We start from the raw sequence: 15965 nt of genomic DNA on the forward strand, positions 1-15965 counted from the left end.
ATGTGTTCTATTTAATTATAGTACAAATGTGCATTTTCAACACTTGAAAAATAGACGACTTGTGTCGAAATGCGAATAGGGTTCGATGAAATGCGAGTAGGTTTAGATTTCTAATTTGAATGATTTATGTTACTTTCATTTTAGTTCGTATCATTTCTATTTTAAGTTAAAAGAACTCATGAATCTTCGATTTCTTTGCTTACCCACATTTCGGCTCCGCTCAATGTTCAACCACGAAAAAACTTTTCTATACTGCGGAAAAGGAGAAGAAAGGAATAAAATTTAGAGTAGTTTACGTCATACTGAACTTGATTCAGTATCACATAAGAGTGAGAATAATTTAACATAACAAACAGTCTAAAAGCGAAGCGGTCTAAGAGATTCCCGCCTACAGGGGAACAAGTCTAAGAGCGAAGCGATCTAAATTTATTCTCAAAGAAGAAAAAAGACAATTGCACAACCAATAACAAAACCATCGCAATGCTTTGAACATGGACAACTTGTGCTAAACTTTCGTGAAAGAAAACAACCAATACAATTTGAAGCATTCCAAAAATGCCTGAAAGTACCACAGGAATGTATTTGTCTAATGATAAATAGTAATAGGCGAAGATGTTGGAAATTGCGAAAATGCCTGTTGCCAATGCGTATTTCCATAATAGTGGCGCGATTTCGAGATAGCTTTCGCCAAATAAAACGTGTACGATTTGTTCTGGAAATAGGACGCAAGCGAAAATGATTGTCGCTGCAATTATAGCAATGTAACCAACATATTTTAGCAATACAGAAACGGTTTCTTTTCCTTCTTTTTGCAATTGTACTACGGTTGGTAACAACAACATAACAAACATCCACGCGATGAAATACACAACACGTCCAATTAATGCCAACGAAGCATACAAACCTGCATCATACGATTCAAAATAGTGTTTTACGAGTAAAATATCGCTGTTGTTAATGATGATTTGTGTCAGTTCGTAAAAAGCAGTGATGATGAAAAAATTTCGGACGAGTTTACTTTGTGTCGCGTTTAATACGTTTACTTTTTTTAGGGAAATATGTTTGAATTTAAAAGGCATTAAACCAAATAAGAAAGACGCTAAAATCCCTAAGGAAATAATCAAAGATGATTCAATGTTAAGAAAATATAATAACGTCAACGTGATTAACAATCGACTGATCATTTCTGCTTGATACGTCACAGAAAGCGAAACCAATTGCTGCTTTCCTTGAAAAATGCCTCTGTTGACACTCATGATGAAATAAAGTGGAATTCCGAATCCGAACGCGACAAACATACTTGACGATGAGGTTTTGAAAAATGTTTGCAATTCGGTTGCGAAGACAACAATCAACAATCCTAAAATGATTCCTGTACTAATAGATTTTTTATACATATTCGCAGCAAAAGCTTTGAAAACAGAAGTTTCAAACACTACGGAGAATTTTGCCGTTACAAGTTGAAACGTCATCGCTACAAATGATAATACCAATAAAAAAGTAATCAATACGGCAGCATCTGCAAATTTTTCGGGTCCTAAAAAACGTCCTAAAAGTAAATTGTAGACATAATTTCCACCATTCACCAATACGCCACTTATCATGAAAATATGTGTTGTAGTAAGGATCCTTTTTATTTTTTTTGTGAGTGCGATCATGTTTTTATTTTTGAATACTGAATACTGAATACTGAATACTGAATACTAACTTACGCTACTTGCGAACAATTAAAATCTTGGTAAATGTTTTTGCAACCATTTCCGATGACGGAAAACATTTTTTGATTTTGCACTGCAATTGCGATTAATGATTTGATTCCTTCCAAGCCAGCTTCATCAATTTCTGTGATTCCGTCAATATTGATGACTATATTATGATGTAGTTCAATGATTTCCTCGAAGTGAATGATAAACGATTGTTTCGTAGTAGTATTTAGTTGTCCATGTACTAAAAAAGTTCCGTTTTGTGCTGTGATTTGTAAAGCCATAATTGAAAGGTTTTGAGGTTAATTCTGCTGCAAATATCTCAGAATCACTACCAAATTAGGCGTGTTGTCGGCGAGATTCAATTTACTTGCGATGAATGAAGCGTCGTTGGTGCTTACCTTACAATTGTCTAAAACCAAGATCATGAACACAAAATATACAGTGCTTTTTTCGTTCCTATTTATATCTCTTTTTTGCTTCTCTCAGAACATGAAAGAAGGATTTACCTATTTGGAAACTGGAAAATATCCGCAAGCAGAAACTTTCTTTGAAACCATCCTAAAAGAATATCCAAACAATAAAACAGCACGCTTGTGTTATGGACGCGCAATTGGACTCAATGGCAATTCGGCGGAAGCCAAAAACATCTTCACGAAGTTGTTGAACGATTATGCAAATGATTTTGAAGTAAAGTTGAATTATGGCGAATCGTTATTATGGAACAACGAGTTTAATCTCGCGAAAGCGTACTACCAAAAATTAGTACAGGAAGACGCCAAGAGTTTTCCAGCGTTATTAGGTTTTGCAAATACATTGTCCAATTTAAAAGCATATAAAGAAGCATTAAAATATGTAAATAAGGCGTTGGAAGTTTCTCCAGGAAATCCAAATGCGTTGACGTCCAAAAAGTATATGTATTTAGGATTTGCCTATCAAAAACAACAATTGCAAGAGTATAATGAGTCAGAAATGTTGTTGAAAGAATGTTTAACGCTTTTCGCGAATGATAAAGATGCATTGTTAAACTTGGCAAATTTGTATTTGATTATGGGCGAATTTGAAAAAGCAGAAGAAACGTATCTAATTTTAGCAAAAGATGAATCCAATGCATTGGAATCGTTAAATGGTTTATCGCTTGTTGCACATTTAAAAGGAAAAGAAAAGAAAGCATTACAGATTAGTCAGAAAGCATACAATCTTTTGGTTGGTGTAAATGATGAAACGAAAAAACAACAAACGACAGAACGTTACATTCAAGCATTAATTTGGAATAAAAAGTATGCAAAAGCAAAAAATTTGATTGCTGATTTGATTTCAACACAACCAAACGAAAACTGGGTTTTAGCATTACGCGCAACTTTGAATACCTATAAAAGTAACTTTAAAAAGAGTTTGGCTGATTACGATCAGATTTTAGTGAATGATTCCACTTCATTTGATGGAAATTTAGGAAAAGCCAATGCCTTGAAAGCATTAGGAAAGTATGATGAAGCGTTTGCTTCCGCAGAAAATATCCTGAAGTTTTATGACAACCAGAAAGATGCTGTAAATTTCATTAAAGAGTTGAATACTACGTTTACACCTTTCTACGAAGGAAAAGCGTCGTACACGTTTGATAATGGCGATAACGAAGCGTTTTCGGTTCAGAATAGAGTTGAGTTTCCATTTTCGACGAAGTTTAAACTTTTTGGAAACTATAATTATAGAACCACCAATAATACGGTTACAAACAACAAAGCGACTTCCAATGATGTTTCTGCTGGTTTGGAATATCAATTGTTGCCAACGGTGACTTTTAAGGGAACCTTCGGAATCATGTCGGCAAAAGCACAAACGAACGATTTTACACAATTGTTAGCGGATGTTTCCTTGAACATAAAACCATTCAAAATGCAAACCTTGGATATTGGTTACAAACGAGAAATTCAGAGTTTCAATGCAGATTTACTCGATCGTGAGATTGTACAAAATAACTTTTATACAAATTATAATGTGAGCACGAATTTTAACTTAGGTTGGTTTACGCAGTATTTTTATACGTCTCAGAATGATGAAAATTCAAGACATTTATTGTTTACTTCTTTGTACTATAACCTTTTGAGCAAGCCTTCTTTGAAAGTTGGTGTGAATTACCAATACATTACGTTTGAAAAGCAAGTGCCCACGATTTATTTTAGCCCTTCGACATTCAACGCTGGTGAAATCTTCTTAAACTTAATTAAAGATGAAGCAATCACAAAGCCAAACGAATGGTTTTACGAACTCACAGCTGCCACAGGTTTGCAATATATTGAAGACCAGAAAAGTCAAAGTACGTATCGTTTCCAGGGGAAATTAGGGTATAAATTCTCAGATCGTTGTTTGGCAAACATTTTCGCAACTCGAAGTAATATTGCGTCTGCAACTGCTGCCGGATTTACGTTTACGGAAGTTGGTGTGCGATTGAAGTGGTATTTGAACAGTAAGCCTACATTTAGAAAAAATTAAGATTTCTTTACAATATCGTTTCGTTTATTTCGTTTATATTTGTTTTAATACCTGAAACAAAACTATTATGGAATATCTTCACGACATACAAAAGCCTTCAAAAAAGGAGCAGCTAGCCGCAATGGAGTCCTATAATGCGTTGGCTGCTAGATTGGCAGAATTACATTCAGAAAATCCAGAAATAGAAATTGAAGAAACTTCTGAAAAAATTAAAATTCCTTTAAAAGCACTCAAACTTCTAGCAAAAATTCTTCAAGCAACAAGTCAAGGAAAACCTATTTCTGTAGTTCCTATTGCCACAGAGATGACTACACAAGCGGCCGCAGAACTGTTAGGCTGTTCACGTCCGCATATAGTAAAACTCCTAGAAAGTGGCGAAATTCCATTTACAAAAGTTGGAAGACATCGCAGAGTAAAATATGAAGATATAGCACGCTATAAGAAAGCTAAAAAAGAAGAGCAAGAGCAATTGCTTATTCAAATGATGAAGTCTGATGAAGAATTAGGTTTGTATGATTCATAGTGTTCGTTTTACGGCGGTTTTAGATACCAATATTATTTATCCTATTGAAATTAGAGATTTACTTTTTTGGTTTGCACATTATGATTTGTTTACTGTAAAGTGGAGTAAACATATTTTTGATGAATGGGAAAGTGTCATGAAACGAAAAGATATTAGTGAAGCTGAAATTAAAAAACGCACTAATTTTGCCAGCTTAGCTTTTCCCGACGCATTAGTCACAAATTATGAATCACTCATAGAAAGTCTGTCATTGCCAGATGAAAAAGATTGTCACGTATTAGCAGCAGCAATTAAAACAAACGCAAATGTAATTGTCACACATAATCTCAAAGATTTTCCAAAGCCATATTTGGCTACTTTTGGTTTGGTTGCTAAATCGGCGGATGATTTTATCGCGGATATTATTGACTTAAATCATAGCAAAGCCATAGAAGCTTTTCGGAAATTAGTATTAAATAGAAGAAATCCTGATTTAGACGAATTTGAAGTTTTAGATAATCTACGAAAAAATGGATTGAATAATTCTGCAGACTATTTACATTCGTTGATTTAATACACTAAACAACAAAAAGACAAAAGAATCGCTCCTTTTGCCTTTTCTATCAACCAATGATAATCATGAAAAAAATTTGTGAAACTCGATTTTGAGAAGCTTATGAAAGCGCATTCAAAATTACAAGTTGAATGAACTCCGCTGAAGAGCGGAGCCTTTAAGTTATAAACTACTCTACAATGAGTTTTATAATTTTATACGTCTGTTTTGAACCAATAATTTTACAGAAATACAATCCGGAACGCAAGTTTTGTCGGTTTAGGGGGATTTTGTTCGAGCCATTTTCAGTCGTAATTTGCGCCTTATAAACTATTTTGCCTACTTGGTCGTACATAACAAACTGTACGTTCTCGGATTGATTTGCTGTAAAGTGAATATTTGTGTGTGTTGTCATCGGATTTGGAATCGCCGCAACATGTTGTGTTTCGTTTTCAAAACCAGGAACACTTAAAGTACTTTCATTGGAGAAATATACCTGTTTTAAATTCATGGTTTTGGTGACCATTTGTCCATTTTCAGAAACCATCGTGAAAACTATTGTAACAACATCGTTTAGCTCAATATTTGAACCAGTTGTTGAAGTAAAACTTGACAATGGAATATTGAATTCTTGTTCGGTTTCTGTTAAGCTGATGGTCGTTTTGTATTGTTCCGCCCAATCAGAAATGCTTTGTTTTACAAGGGTAATTTCTAAATTTCCTGTTCCGCTTGCGATGAGATTAAAGGTATCATAACCAGAAATATCTACCGCTTTAAATCGGGGTGTTAAAGCTCTGTAAGCGGCAACATACGTACTTGTATTTGCTCTTAAAGCGACGTTTCTTTCTATTGGAAATACGTCCGTATCAAAACTGTTTGTATTTTGAGAAACTGTATAATTACTTACCGTAGTATTGACTTCCGAATCGTCAATTCCCCAAGGTCCATCAGACATGAATAAATCATCTGGTGTTGCAATTCCGTCGCCAATTCTGAATCCGATATCGAATAAGTTTCCTGTCGGTACTTGTAAGTTGGTAATGTAATTTCCGTTTAAGTCTAATGTTGAAGTTGTATTGTTAAATTCGCTCGTTTCTGTCGTTCTAAAACCTGCGTCAAAAGCGACATTTCCTGTTGCATTTGTGTTTACTATTTGTAAATCTAATGCGCCATTTGTATAGTTTCCTTTTCTAACAAAAACTGTTGGCGGCGTTGAAAGGGTATAGTCTGAAATTGGTTTTTCAATATTTAATAAATTCAATACTTCTTCTCCCAAAAGATATAAATCATCTAAAGAGTTTGACCAAATTTGAAAGTTGTAAAAAGTAACATCGCTTTCATATCGATCTAAATTCCAGTGACTTTCCACCGCGAAATTTACTTCGTTATTGATAACTTTCGCCGAAAAGCTTAAGACAAATTCAACTGTATTATCTGTATTTCTGATTAATGATTTTATAAATGCTTGTCCATTAATGTCTATTGTTGACACAGAGATCAATTCCGCGCCAAGCAAACGATCGCAAATATATTTAGTATGTTCGTACACGCCATTTTCTGTTTTTAAAGCTAAAATAGATGCGACTGCCGTATTATTTTTGATATAATCTACTGAATAAATTTCGGTTGCATTGGTAATGTTTATTAAATCGGAAGGTGTAGATTCAATCGTTTCATCTTCGTTGATAACGGCTAACGGAATAAAATCTTGTAGCACAAAACCATTCGCAGTATTTTCTGCATAAAATTGCGATCTTGTCACTCTTGGAGCATTTCTTTTGTCAAACTTAAAACTTGTTTTTGCTCTGTTGTAGTTTCGTTTGTTGATTGCATCCGACAATCTTCTATTACTTTCCAAACCGCCTTCATTAGCGCCAGAAGTTTCAGGATTTATGACATCACATTCACCATAACCAGAACATGAAGGATCTTGGCAATCAATTAGTCCGTCGCCATCATCGTCAATTCCGTTATCACAAATTTCTTGCAAAACTGGTGCTGTTGGACAACGCGCGCCGTCATTACTTGCGCTTGAAGGTCCAAAAGCAAATAGATTAGAATCTATGGCAATTGTTCCATCTAAATCTTGTACACGTTGAATGACATAAATAGTTCCTGTTTGGTTTGCAGATACGTAAAAACGTCCTGAATTATCGAAATAAACAGCGCCATACGTATAGTTTAAACCTGATAGAATAGGAACTTCGCCAAGCGATTGTACAACACTTGTTACAGGATCAATTCGATATAAAATATTTGTACCTTTTTCAACCGCGTATAAATTATTGTCAACCGCATTAAAAGCCCAATCGTGAATACTGAGGTTTTGTGATAAATTTTCGGTTGCTACATGTTGTGTGTATGTTGTAGAAGTTGGATCAACATCTATTTTATAATACGTTGTTCCACCACCTTTTAAATAGTAAATTCCAGCGGCACTTACATCACCAACATATCTATTTGATGTTGGCAATTCGTCTATATAAAAAGAAGTTGTTTGAAAATCCTGTCCAATACGAATAATGGTTTTTTCAGGTGTACTCAACGATCCCCAAATGAAACCATCTGCAGGATTGTATGCTGCTGCATTAATGCTTCCGGGAGTAACATCTTCGGCAATTAAATACGAGTTTCCAGAAGCTAAATCAATGGAATAGACATCATTATATTGAAATAAGTACGCGTCTTGCACACAATTGAACGGATCATTTTGTGCCGTAAGTGAAAGACTTGATATTGCTATAAATAGTGCAAGAAGTTGATATCGTAAAGTAATTATTCTTTTCATGATTCTAATTTATACTACAAAACTAGCTTCATAAAAATGATAAAAACACGATCGTCGGCGCGATCATTTTAAGTGTAGACGAAATGCAATTTGCTTTAGATTAGCTTTTAGATATTTTGATTTTTGGACGCACTTTGCTTTTAGAATGTTGGACATTTTATGCGAAAGGATTATCAAAAAAGTCTAAAAGCGCAGCGGTCTAATATCTAAGAGCGATAGCGATCTAATAAGCGCAGCGATCCAATTACAAAAGATCCAAACGCTTCATTAATTCAGGACGTTTTGAACGACTTACCGGAATAACATCTTTTTTGATTAAAACGCTATTATCTTCAATATCAACGATTTTCTTTAGATTGATAATGTACGAACGGTGAATTTTTAAGAACAACGATTCAGGGAGTTTTTCTTCGATTTTCTTTAAGGTAGAATGTACAGTGTAATTTTTATCTTCTGTTTTGATGTGAATGTAATCGCCTTTGGCTTCTACTAAATAAATGCTTGGAATGTCAATTTTTATCAAACGACGATCAATATTAATATAAAAGTCATTTTCATAGTCTGAATCATCATTGATCGTTTCCGAAGTTTTGCTTTCTATTGCTTGATATTTTTTGGCTTTTTGAACTGCCATTTTAAAACGATCAGTAGCAACAGGTTTTAATAAATAATCTACAATACAGTCATACTGAAATGCTTCAATAGCAAACTTTGGATCAGAAGTCGTTAGGACAATACTTGGCGGATTTTTTAAGGTTTTTACAAAGTCAAATCCTGTAAAGTCCGGCATGTGAATGTCTAAAAAGATGAGGTCAACTTCGTTTTCATTCAAATATTTAATGGCTTGTAATGCATTAGGAAATTCGGCTAATACATGCAATGAATCTATTTCATCACAAAGCGTTTTAATAATTGTTCTCGCCAACTTTTCATCATCAATAATAATACAGTTCATCTGTTTATTTTTATTTAATTAATTCGGTCAGATAGAATTTGCATATAAACATATTGGTTGCCAACAACAAATAATTATAGCTCATTTCATACCATTAAATAGTTTTTATATACGCTGTAATTGTGGTTAAAATTTGCTCGAAATCTTCAGCGCCATCTCTATTTTTTTCACGGAGATTGTGCTCATACGTATTTGCTAATTCATAACTTTTTTCAAGTCCAAAAATACTAATTTTGTGCTTAAGCCTGTGTACATTTTCCTCTATTTTTTTGTAATCTTTTTTTTCTAAACTATCGTAATAATCCTGTTTTTCTTCAGGAAACTCCGTTTTGATGACGTCGATTAGTGTTGCTCTAATCTTTTGATCGCCTCTCGCTAATTGTTCTATGTAGGTTAAATTTGGGTACTCCATATTTTTATTCCTAGTTACTTTTTCAAGGTAAAATAAAAGGTTGTTCCTTCTGTTGGCTTGGATTCTATCCAAATAACACCTTCATACAGATCCATGATTTTTTTGACGATTGAAAGTCCAATACCCGAAGATTTATAGTCGTTTTCTAGTTTTTGAAATGCCATAAATACTTTTTCAAAGTATTTTTCTTCAATTCCTTTGCCATTATCTTTTACATAAAACTCCCAAAAATCGCTTGCATCGGTATATCCAATTGTAATTTCCCCTTGCGGTTTGTCGTTGAATTTGATAGCATTGTTGATAAGGTTTCGAAATAATTCTTCCAATCGAAAATGATCGCCCGTAACGACAGGTAATTTTTTTGGAATTGAAATGTTTATATGTTCAGGAATTTCAGTAGTACTCACTACTTTTTGAACAACGAAATGTGTGTCTACTTTGTAGAAACCTTTTTCAGCACTACCAATGGTAGAATATTTTAAAATTCCTTTGACCAACGTGTCCATTTTTTCAACATTACCACGAATGAGTTGAATGGTGTTTTTTCCGTCTTCGTCTAAAATTTCTTCATAGTCACTTTGCAACCAATATGTTAATGCGTCAATGCTTTGTAAAGGCGATTGTAAATCGTGTGAAACTAAGTGTGTATAATTATTGAGTTCTTGATTTTGACGTTCTAAATTTGTCAATAATTTGTCACGTTGCTGATTGATTTGAAGAATTTCTTTGGTTTGATTGTCTATCAAATCGACTAAAGTTAACGAATCTAACGCTATATTTTCTTGCTGTTTTGAGTTTGTTAACTCATACGTTTTTAAGGTATTAATAACATTTTTCAACTTTTCAATGACTTCTTTTTGCGAATCTAATTCCTTTTTTAGTTTTTCGTTTACTAAAAATAATTCTTCTGAACTAATCGCAGTTGCGCGTTGCAACATTATAAATTGTTCATCAGATGTGTTGTACGAGCGATTTACCGCATCTAAAAAGCGTTCCAGTTCAGGATTTTGCTTTAAATCATCGCTGAGGTATTTTCGTAATTGTCTTTTTAGTAGTGAATTCATCTATTCGCTAATTAGCGTAATTGTCATCGTTTGATTGTGTAATTGGCAGTTTGTCTCACCTTGAAAAGGTGCTATTTCTCCATAAGAATATAATCCGCAAATCGTGGTATTTTCACCAACGACTTCAATGATTTCTTCTATTTCTTCTTCCACACGCTGATCGAGCACTAACTTTCGTCCAATACAACTTACTAAAAGTGCCAATTCGGGTGCTGTATTTCGTGATTTTAATGCTTGAATTGCCGCATTTTCAGATGCTTCTACAATACTATCAACATTTGTCATCATCAATTGTACGCGCGAATTTTCAAGAATATCACCAGCTAAAATCATGGAGTTTTCTTCTTCATTTATGTTTAAAATGGTTCGAACTATCGATTGCTTATCGTTTGTCGATTTCACTTTAAGTGGATATAATAATGCCGCGCCAGGCAATTCTTTTGATTTTTCGCCTAAATATTTTTTGTATAAATCCAGCGCAGGTTGATGGTCTAGTTCGTACAATACATTCGCTTTTGATTTGGTCACAATGCGTTCGGGTCCAAAAGGTGTCCAACCGCCGTTGATAGAAAAACTGATGTCTAAGGTTTCCCCGTATAAACCAATCGCGACAATTTCGCCTGCTTTTGGCAATTCGTTATACGAAGCAATTGTTTTTTCAAATCGTGCAGCATCGCCACACAAAGCGCCCGTAATGAGCAAATTGTTTTCCGTTGCCGAATTCATGCCTTGGGTAAGCTGACTTCCATTGCTAAAACTTCCTTCCGAAACAATAAAGATATGTTTTAAACCTTCATTAGAAAATTGTTCAATGAGATTTTTGCCAGTTTTGTAACTGTCAATTTCTGCATTGTTTTCTAATACATTCGCCGTTTTGATTTCAAATCGACTTCGCTCAAACTCAATTGCAGTAATGCTAATACTTTCGTCATCTACATAGTGTGACGTAATATCGCCAGCCGTAGAACCAAATACTAAATGTCCGTCGTTAAAAAGTGTTTTGATTTCGTTATAAATCGTTTCACTTTCCAACAAATACCTGTTTCCAAAAACGAAGACCAACGGATTTTGTAGCGGAATGTTCTCGCTAATATATTCCCAATCGGACGTTTTTGTTTTTTTAAGTTGAACAGTTTTCATACTTATTTTTTTATTGTAAAGAAAAATGTGGTGCCTTTTCCTACTTCACTTTCTAACCAAATATTTCCTTCGTATAAGTTAACAATTTTTTTCACGATAGAAAGCCCAATACCAGTAGATTCTTTACTTTTATTTAAAGAATGGAATATTTTGAAAATACGATCGTGGAACTTTTTTTCAATTCCGATTCCGTTGTCTTTTACAGAAAATTGATAGAAAGATGATTCTTCTACAAAATCAATTGTTACAATTCCGTTGTCTTTGTTGCTAAATTTAATAGCGTTGCTTAGTAGGTTTTGAAAAAGTTGTTGAAACTTTGTCGGATCGCCTTTAAGCACCGGTAATTTTTTTGATACGTTGATAGAAACATGTTCAGGAACGAATAATAATTTATTCAAATCTTGCATTGTTTGGTTTAAATCTACTTCTTGCTGTTCGTTGATTTCTGAACCTGCACTAGAATATTCTAAAATGTTAGAAATCAATCGTTCCATTGTTTCCAGTGTTTCTTCAACAAGGTTGAAGTTTTGCAAGGTTATAGCGTCTAATTTGCCTTCATTGTCTGTTTTTATCCAAGAAATTAATGCATCAATGCTTCGCAATGGAGTTTTTAAATCGTGCGAAACCACATGTGCATATTCATACAATTCGTTGTTACTATTTTCGAGTTCTTTTAGGATTTTTTCTTTTTGTTTTTCAAGCGATTTTAGCTCGGTGATATCTAAATGGATTCCAATAGAACCAATAACTTCACCTTGCAAATTGTAGTTTGGCGCGCCACTAATCAGCCAATCTCTAGCTTCTCCACTTTTGTTACGAGCTTTGATTTCGTAGGAGTTGGATTTGCCAGCCAATCGTTTTTTATTTTCTTCTACAATAACATTTTCATCTTGTTCAATTGGGAACACTTTGCCACCAACTTTACCAATGAGTTCTTCTTCGGTGTAGCCCGACATTTCACTGAAACTTTGATTTAACATCAAAATTTGATCGTCATTGTCAACTTCTACCAAACCTAGATTCATATTAGCAATAATGCTACTATATTTTTCTTTTTGTGCTTCTAAACTTTTTCTATAGGTTCTTTTTAAGGTAACATCAGAAAACGTCCATAAGTATCCTTTCGATTTCTCGCCTGTTTTGATTGGAATATAATTGCGTTCCAATATTTTTCCATCAATCATTTCCAATTCGTCACCAATCACTAGTTCTTTCGCATCATCAATTGCGCGCATGCGTTTCATAAAGGCTTCAGGATCTTTAAAAAGCACTTTGTTTTGTTCGGAAGCTTCTTTACAATTCATTCCGACTAATTCTGTTGGTTGGATATCAATATTGAAAAGGTCACAAAATTTCTTATTCGTCAAAACGATTTTACGATTTTCATCTTCCAAGACAATTCCGCTATCCAAATTGAGAATTAATGTAGCCAATCTATTTTCAGATTCAATCAGTTTTTCATCAAATGCTTTTTGATCGGTAATATCTCTAATAATTCCTTGTGCGGCAATTGCTTTTTTGTTTTTATCGTACACTAAACTCGCGTTGATTTGAACCCAACGCACTTCTTTAGTCTTACTTATTATGCGTGCTGTGTAGTTGGTAAATGTTCCTTTTTTAATCAATTCGCTGAACGATTCAAATGCATAAGCAGCATCTTCTGGGTATATTAGTGAGGTAGCATTTAAAGCTTCTTTTGTAATATCGTAGCCGAAAAGATCAGTAGCGGCATCATTCATTTTCAATACATTTCCACCTAAATCCATCACCATATATGCATCTAGAATATTTTCAAAAACACCTGCTAATTGTGATGATTTTTCGTTGACCGAATCTTCTAACTTTGCATTGATAACTTTTAATTCTTCAGACAACACATACAACTCTCTGGATTTGTCTTCCAGAATTTTTTCTGCGGCTCTTCTTGCTGCTTTCTCTCTTTTGAGCGCACGTTGTAATATGTCGATCTGTTCTTGACTCATTAGTTTTTTTGAATGCTGAACTTAACTTCCGTTCCGTCTTCTTTAATTTTTTCAAGAATAATTTCGGCGGAACTGTTAAAATGTTCGAAAGTTTTGTTCATTAAGCCCAATCCAAAATGATGCATGGCTCTGCTCGATTTATAGATCAAAACCAGCGAATTTTCTGTTTTTTCTTCAACTATAAATGTTGGTAACTCTGCATCAGGATATATTTTTCGGACTTCTACATGAATGTGATTTTCAATAGAAGCAATCATTTCTATCGGATCTTTGTACGTTGCTAACAATCCTGGATAACTACTTTCAATAACGCTAAAAAAGTGTTCGGCGTATGTGAGTAATAAATCATCAATAGAAATATCTGTACTTTCGCTTAAGTGTTGTAATAACTGCAACATTTCAGAAAAGCGATACGTTCCAATAGATGTATACACACCTTCAGATTCCAATTCAGATTGCTCAATGATTTTATCCACCATTTCCAGACCAAATTTGTCTTCTACTAAGTCTAAAAATTCTGTAAAAATGATTCCTTTCATGTGTTTTTAGTATTTAGCAAGATTTTATCAGTTAGAGCGTGTTATGTAGAGTGCTTTCTTAAACGTTAGGCACTTTTTAATTCATTAATAGACCAATACGAAAGCGTAATTTCTATTTTAGAAACGTAATCTTCGTATTTTAAAGGTTTTAAGATGTACCCAGAAATTCCAATGCGGTAACATTCTAAAATATCTTTTTTATTATCTGATGTTGTTAAAATAATCGTAGGAATATGTCGTAAATCAGGATCATTTTTTAAAATCGATAAAAATTCGATCCCATTAATTTTGGGCATGTTTAAATCGAGTAAAATAATATTAGGAAGATTTTCTTTTGTTTCTAAAATTGCCAACGCTTCATCTGCATTTTTTGCTTCTGTAATTTCATGTTTTGCTTCCAACAAAGAAACCGTACGATTCATCTTCATGATTTCGATCATGTTGTCTTCGATTAACAATACTTTTAATGATTTCGGCATTTTTCTTATTTAAGCAATTATAACTGCAATTTTAGGGGAATAAAAACCAATAAAAGTTGAATGCAGTTTAACGAAGAATAAGTGTAGACGAAATGCAATAAAGTGTAGATGAGGTATTTTGATGATTTTTGTTTTCACCTGAAAAACAACTCTTTAAAAAAGAAAACCCTTACAAGTAGCAAGGGTTTTCTCGAAATTATAATTTATATTTCTTCTTAAGATTATGACTTTCAATAGCATCATACAACGTGTATAACAATGCCATGACAATAGCACATTTCCACAAAATTCCGCTGTATAATAATATAGGATCCGCTAAATACAATAAGAAATAATAACCCAACATTACACACAAAGCGAGTGAAACAAATAAAATCGGTTTCTTTGGCGATAAGTAACCAAAAGTAGCCAATAATGCTGCAACTACTAAGTAAAAAACGACATCTATTATACTACTAAATTTTACATACACTAAAATTGCATTCAGCACTTGAAAACCTGCAAGAACATATAAAATGATGCGTGTTTTGCCAACCATTTTGGCTGAGTTATCAATTTTTGACTTTCGCATGGTTTGTCGCCCAATCCAAATTGCTTTCTCTTTTTCTGTTCCGATCAACGGAAATCCGCAATTTTCACAATGTACTTCTACTTGAGAAACTCCTGCTTTGCAATACGAACATATATTTTCTTCCATTCAATAAAAATAATTATACGTGCTTTCCTTTTTCCCAACCGTGTTTTCCTAAATATTGATCTCCACTTTCGACAGCGCCTTCTTCAATTGAAGTTCCCATACTATCGTTCCAACGGTTTAAGTAGCCAAATAATGAAATAACACCTAGCATTTCTACTATTTCGCCTTCGTTCCAGTATTTGTATAATTCTGTTTTAATATCTTCATTTACCGCATTTGGAATGATAGAAGCTGCCAACGAAAAATCTAACGCAGCACGTTCCGCATCTGAAAATGAAGGATGTGTTTTATATTCCCAAACATTGTCCAACTGTTCTTGTTCTGCTCCGTAGCGTTCTGCAGCTCTAATAGCGTGTGCTTGGCAATATCTACAACCTGTGGCATTACTACTTACCCAAGCAATCAATCGTTTCAAAGCCGAAGTTACACGACCTTCATTTGCCATTACCGCTTTATTTAAGTTGATAAAAGCTTTTGAAATGGCGGGTCTGCGTTGCATGGTTAAGACCGAATTTGGGCAAAACCCAAGCGTTTCGTTAAAAAATGCTGCTAATTCTTTGGTTTCCAAATCATGATCAGGATTCAATGGCGTTACTAATGGCATAATCGTATATTTTTAAATTAATTACTTGTATTTTTGAATTCTGTAATCGTTTTCAAT

15 protein-coding genes are annotated in these 15965 nt (G+C 34.0%); 3 read left to right on the forward strand and 12 right to left on the reverse strand.

What is annotated here, in order from left to right; genetic code table 11:
* Positions 1-404: 404 nt before the first annotated feature.
* Both H2O64_RS20170 and H2O64_RS20175 read right to left on the reverse strand, forming a co-directional pair.
* Entirely contained in the window at positions 405-1658 is a 1254-nt protein-coding gene (locus H2O64_RS20170; RefSeq protein WP_187564038.1) for an oligosaccharide flippase family protein, read from the reverse strand.
* A gap of 50 nt (positions 1659-1708) precedes the next feature.
* Positions 1709-1987, reverse strand: coding sequence for a hypothetical protein (locus H2O64_RS20175; protein WP_187564039.1), 279 nt, complete (start codon positions 1985-1987; stop codon positions 1709-1711).
* 142 nt (positions 1988-2129) lie between these two features.
* Here H2O64_RS20175 and H2O64_RS20180 point away from each other — a divergent pair, with 142 nt between their 5' ends.
* The 3 genes from H2O64_RS20180 (at position 2130) to H2O64_RS20190 (ending at position 5269) form a co-directional block, all read left to right on the forward strand.
* Complete coding sequence (locus tag H2O64_RS20180) at positions 2130-4193, forward strand: tetratricopeptide repeat protein (protein WP_187564040.1); 2064 nt, start codon at positions 2130-2132, stop codon at positions 4191-4193.
* A gap of 67 nt (positions 4194-4260) precedes the next feature.
* On the forward strand, positions 4261-4716 hold the full coding sequence (locus H2O64_RS20185; protein WP_187564041.1) for a helix-turn-helix domain-containing protein: 456 nt from the start codon (positions 4261-4263) through the stop codon (positions 4714-4716).
* Positions 4706-5269 carry a PIN domain-containing protein gene (locus H2O64_RS20190; protein WP_187564042.1) on the forward strand — a complete coding sequence of 188 codons (564 nt, stop codon included), beginning with the start codon at positions 4706-4708 and terminating at the stop codon, positions 5267-5269. The genes H2O64_RS20185 and H2O64_RS20190 overlap by 11 nt, the downstream gene beginning before the upstream one ends.
* Before the next feature lie 169 nt (positions 5270-5438).
* Here H2O64_RS20190 and H2O64_RS20195 read toward each other — a convergent pair whose 3' ends face one another.
* From H2O64_RS20195 to H2O64_RS20240, 10 genes are all read right to left on the reverse strand, one after another.
* On the reverse strand, positions 5439-8036 hold the full coding sequence (locus H2O64_RS20195) for a DUF6923 family protein (RefSeq protein ID WP_187564043.1): 2598 nt from the start codon (positions 8034-8036) through the stop codon (positions 5439-5441).
* A 244-nt stretch (positions 8037-8280) separates the two neighbouring features.
* Complete coding sequence (locus H2O64_RS20200; RefSeq protein ID WP_187564044.1) at positions 8281-8991, reverse strand: LytR/AlgR family response regulator transcription factor; 711 nt, start codon at positions 8989-8991, stop codon at positions 8281-8283.
* 94 nt (positions 8992-9085) lie between these two features.
* The gene (locus tag H2O64_RS20205) at positions 9086-9403 is read right to left on the reverse strand and encodes an Hpt domain-containing protein (protein WP_187564045.1); all 318 of its coding nucleotides are present in this window, start codon (positions 9401-9403) and stop codon (positions 9086-9088) included.
* Positions 9404-9417: 14 nt separating this feature from the next.
* Positions 9418-10467, reverse strand: a complete 1050-nt coding sequence (locus H2O64_RS20210; RefSeq protein ID WP_187564046.1) for a sensor histidine kinase — start codon at positions 10465-10467, stop codon at positions 9418-9420.
* On the reverse strand, positions 10468-11607 hold the full coding sequence (locus H2O64_RS20215) for an FIST signal transduction protein (RefSeq protein ID WP_187564047.1): 1140 nt from the start codon (positions 11605-11607) through the stop codon (positions 10468-10470).
* 2 nt (positions 11608-11609) lie between these two features.
* The gene (locus H2O64_RS20220) at positions 11610-13589 is read right to left on the reverse strand and encodes a PAS domain-containing sensor histidine kinase (protein WP_187564048.1); all 1980 of its coding nucleotides are present in this window, start codon (positions 13587-13589) and stop codon (positions 11610-11612) included.
* On the reverse strand, positions 13589-14128 hold the full coding sequence (locus tag H2O64_RS20225) for a heme NO-binding domain-containing protein (protein WP_187564049.1): 540 nt from the start codon (positions 14126-14128) through the stop codon (positions 13589-13591). Before H2O64_RS20225 ends, H2O64_RS20220 begins: the two co-directional genes overlap by 1 nt.
* Before the next feature lie 65 nt (positions 14129-14193).
* A complete protein-coding gene (locus H2O64_RS20230) occupies positions 14194-14607 on the reverse strand; it encodes a response regulator (protein WP_187564050.1) in 414 nt (137 codons plus the stop codon).
* Between the two features lie 196 nt (positions 14608-14803).
* Positions 14804-15304: a hypothetical protein gene (locus H2O64_RS20235; RefSeq protein ID WP_187564051.1), complete on the reverse strand. Its 501-nt coding sequence runs from the start codon at positions 15302-15304 to the stop codon at positions 14804-14806.
* A gap of 13 nt (positions 15305-15317) precedes the next feature.
* The gene (locus H2O64_RS20240; RefSeq protein ID WP_187564052.1) at positions 15318-15908 is read right to left on the reverse strand and encodes a carboxymuconolactone decarboxylase family protein; all 591 of its coding nucleotides are present in this window, start codon (positions 15906-15908) and stop codon (positions 15318-15320) included.
* Positions 15909-15965: the final 57 nt, after the last annotated feature.

Origin of the sequence: Kordia aestuariivivens, assembly GCF_014397005.1 — a bacterium.
Classification (GTDB): domain Bacteria; phylum Bacteroidota; class Bacteroidia; order Flavobacteriales; family Flavobacteriaceae; genus Kordia; species Kordia aestuariivivens.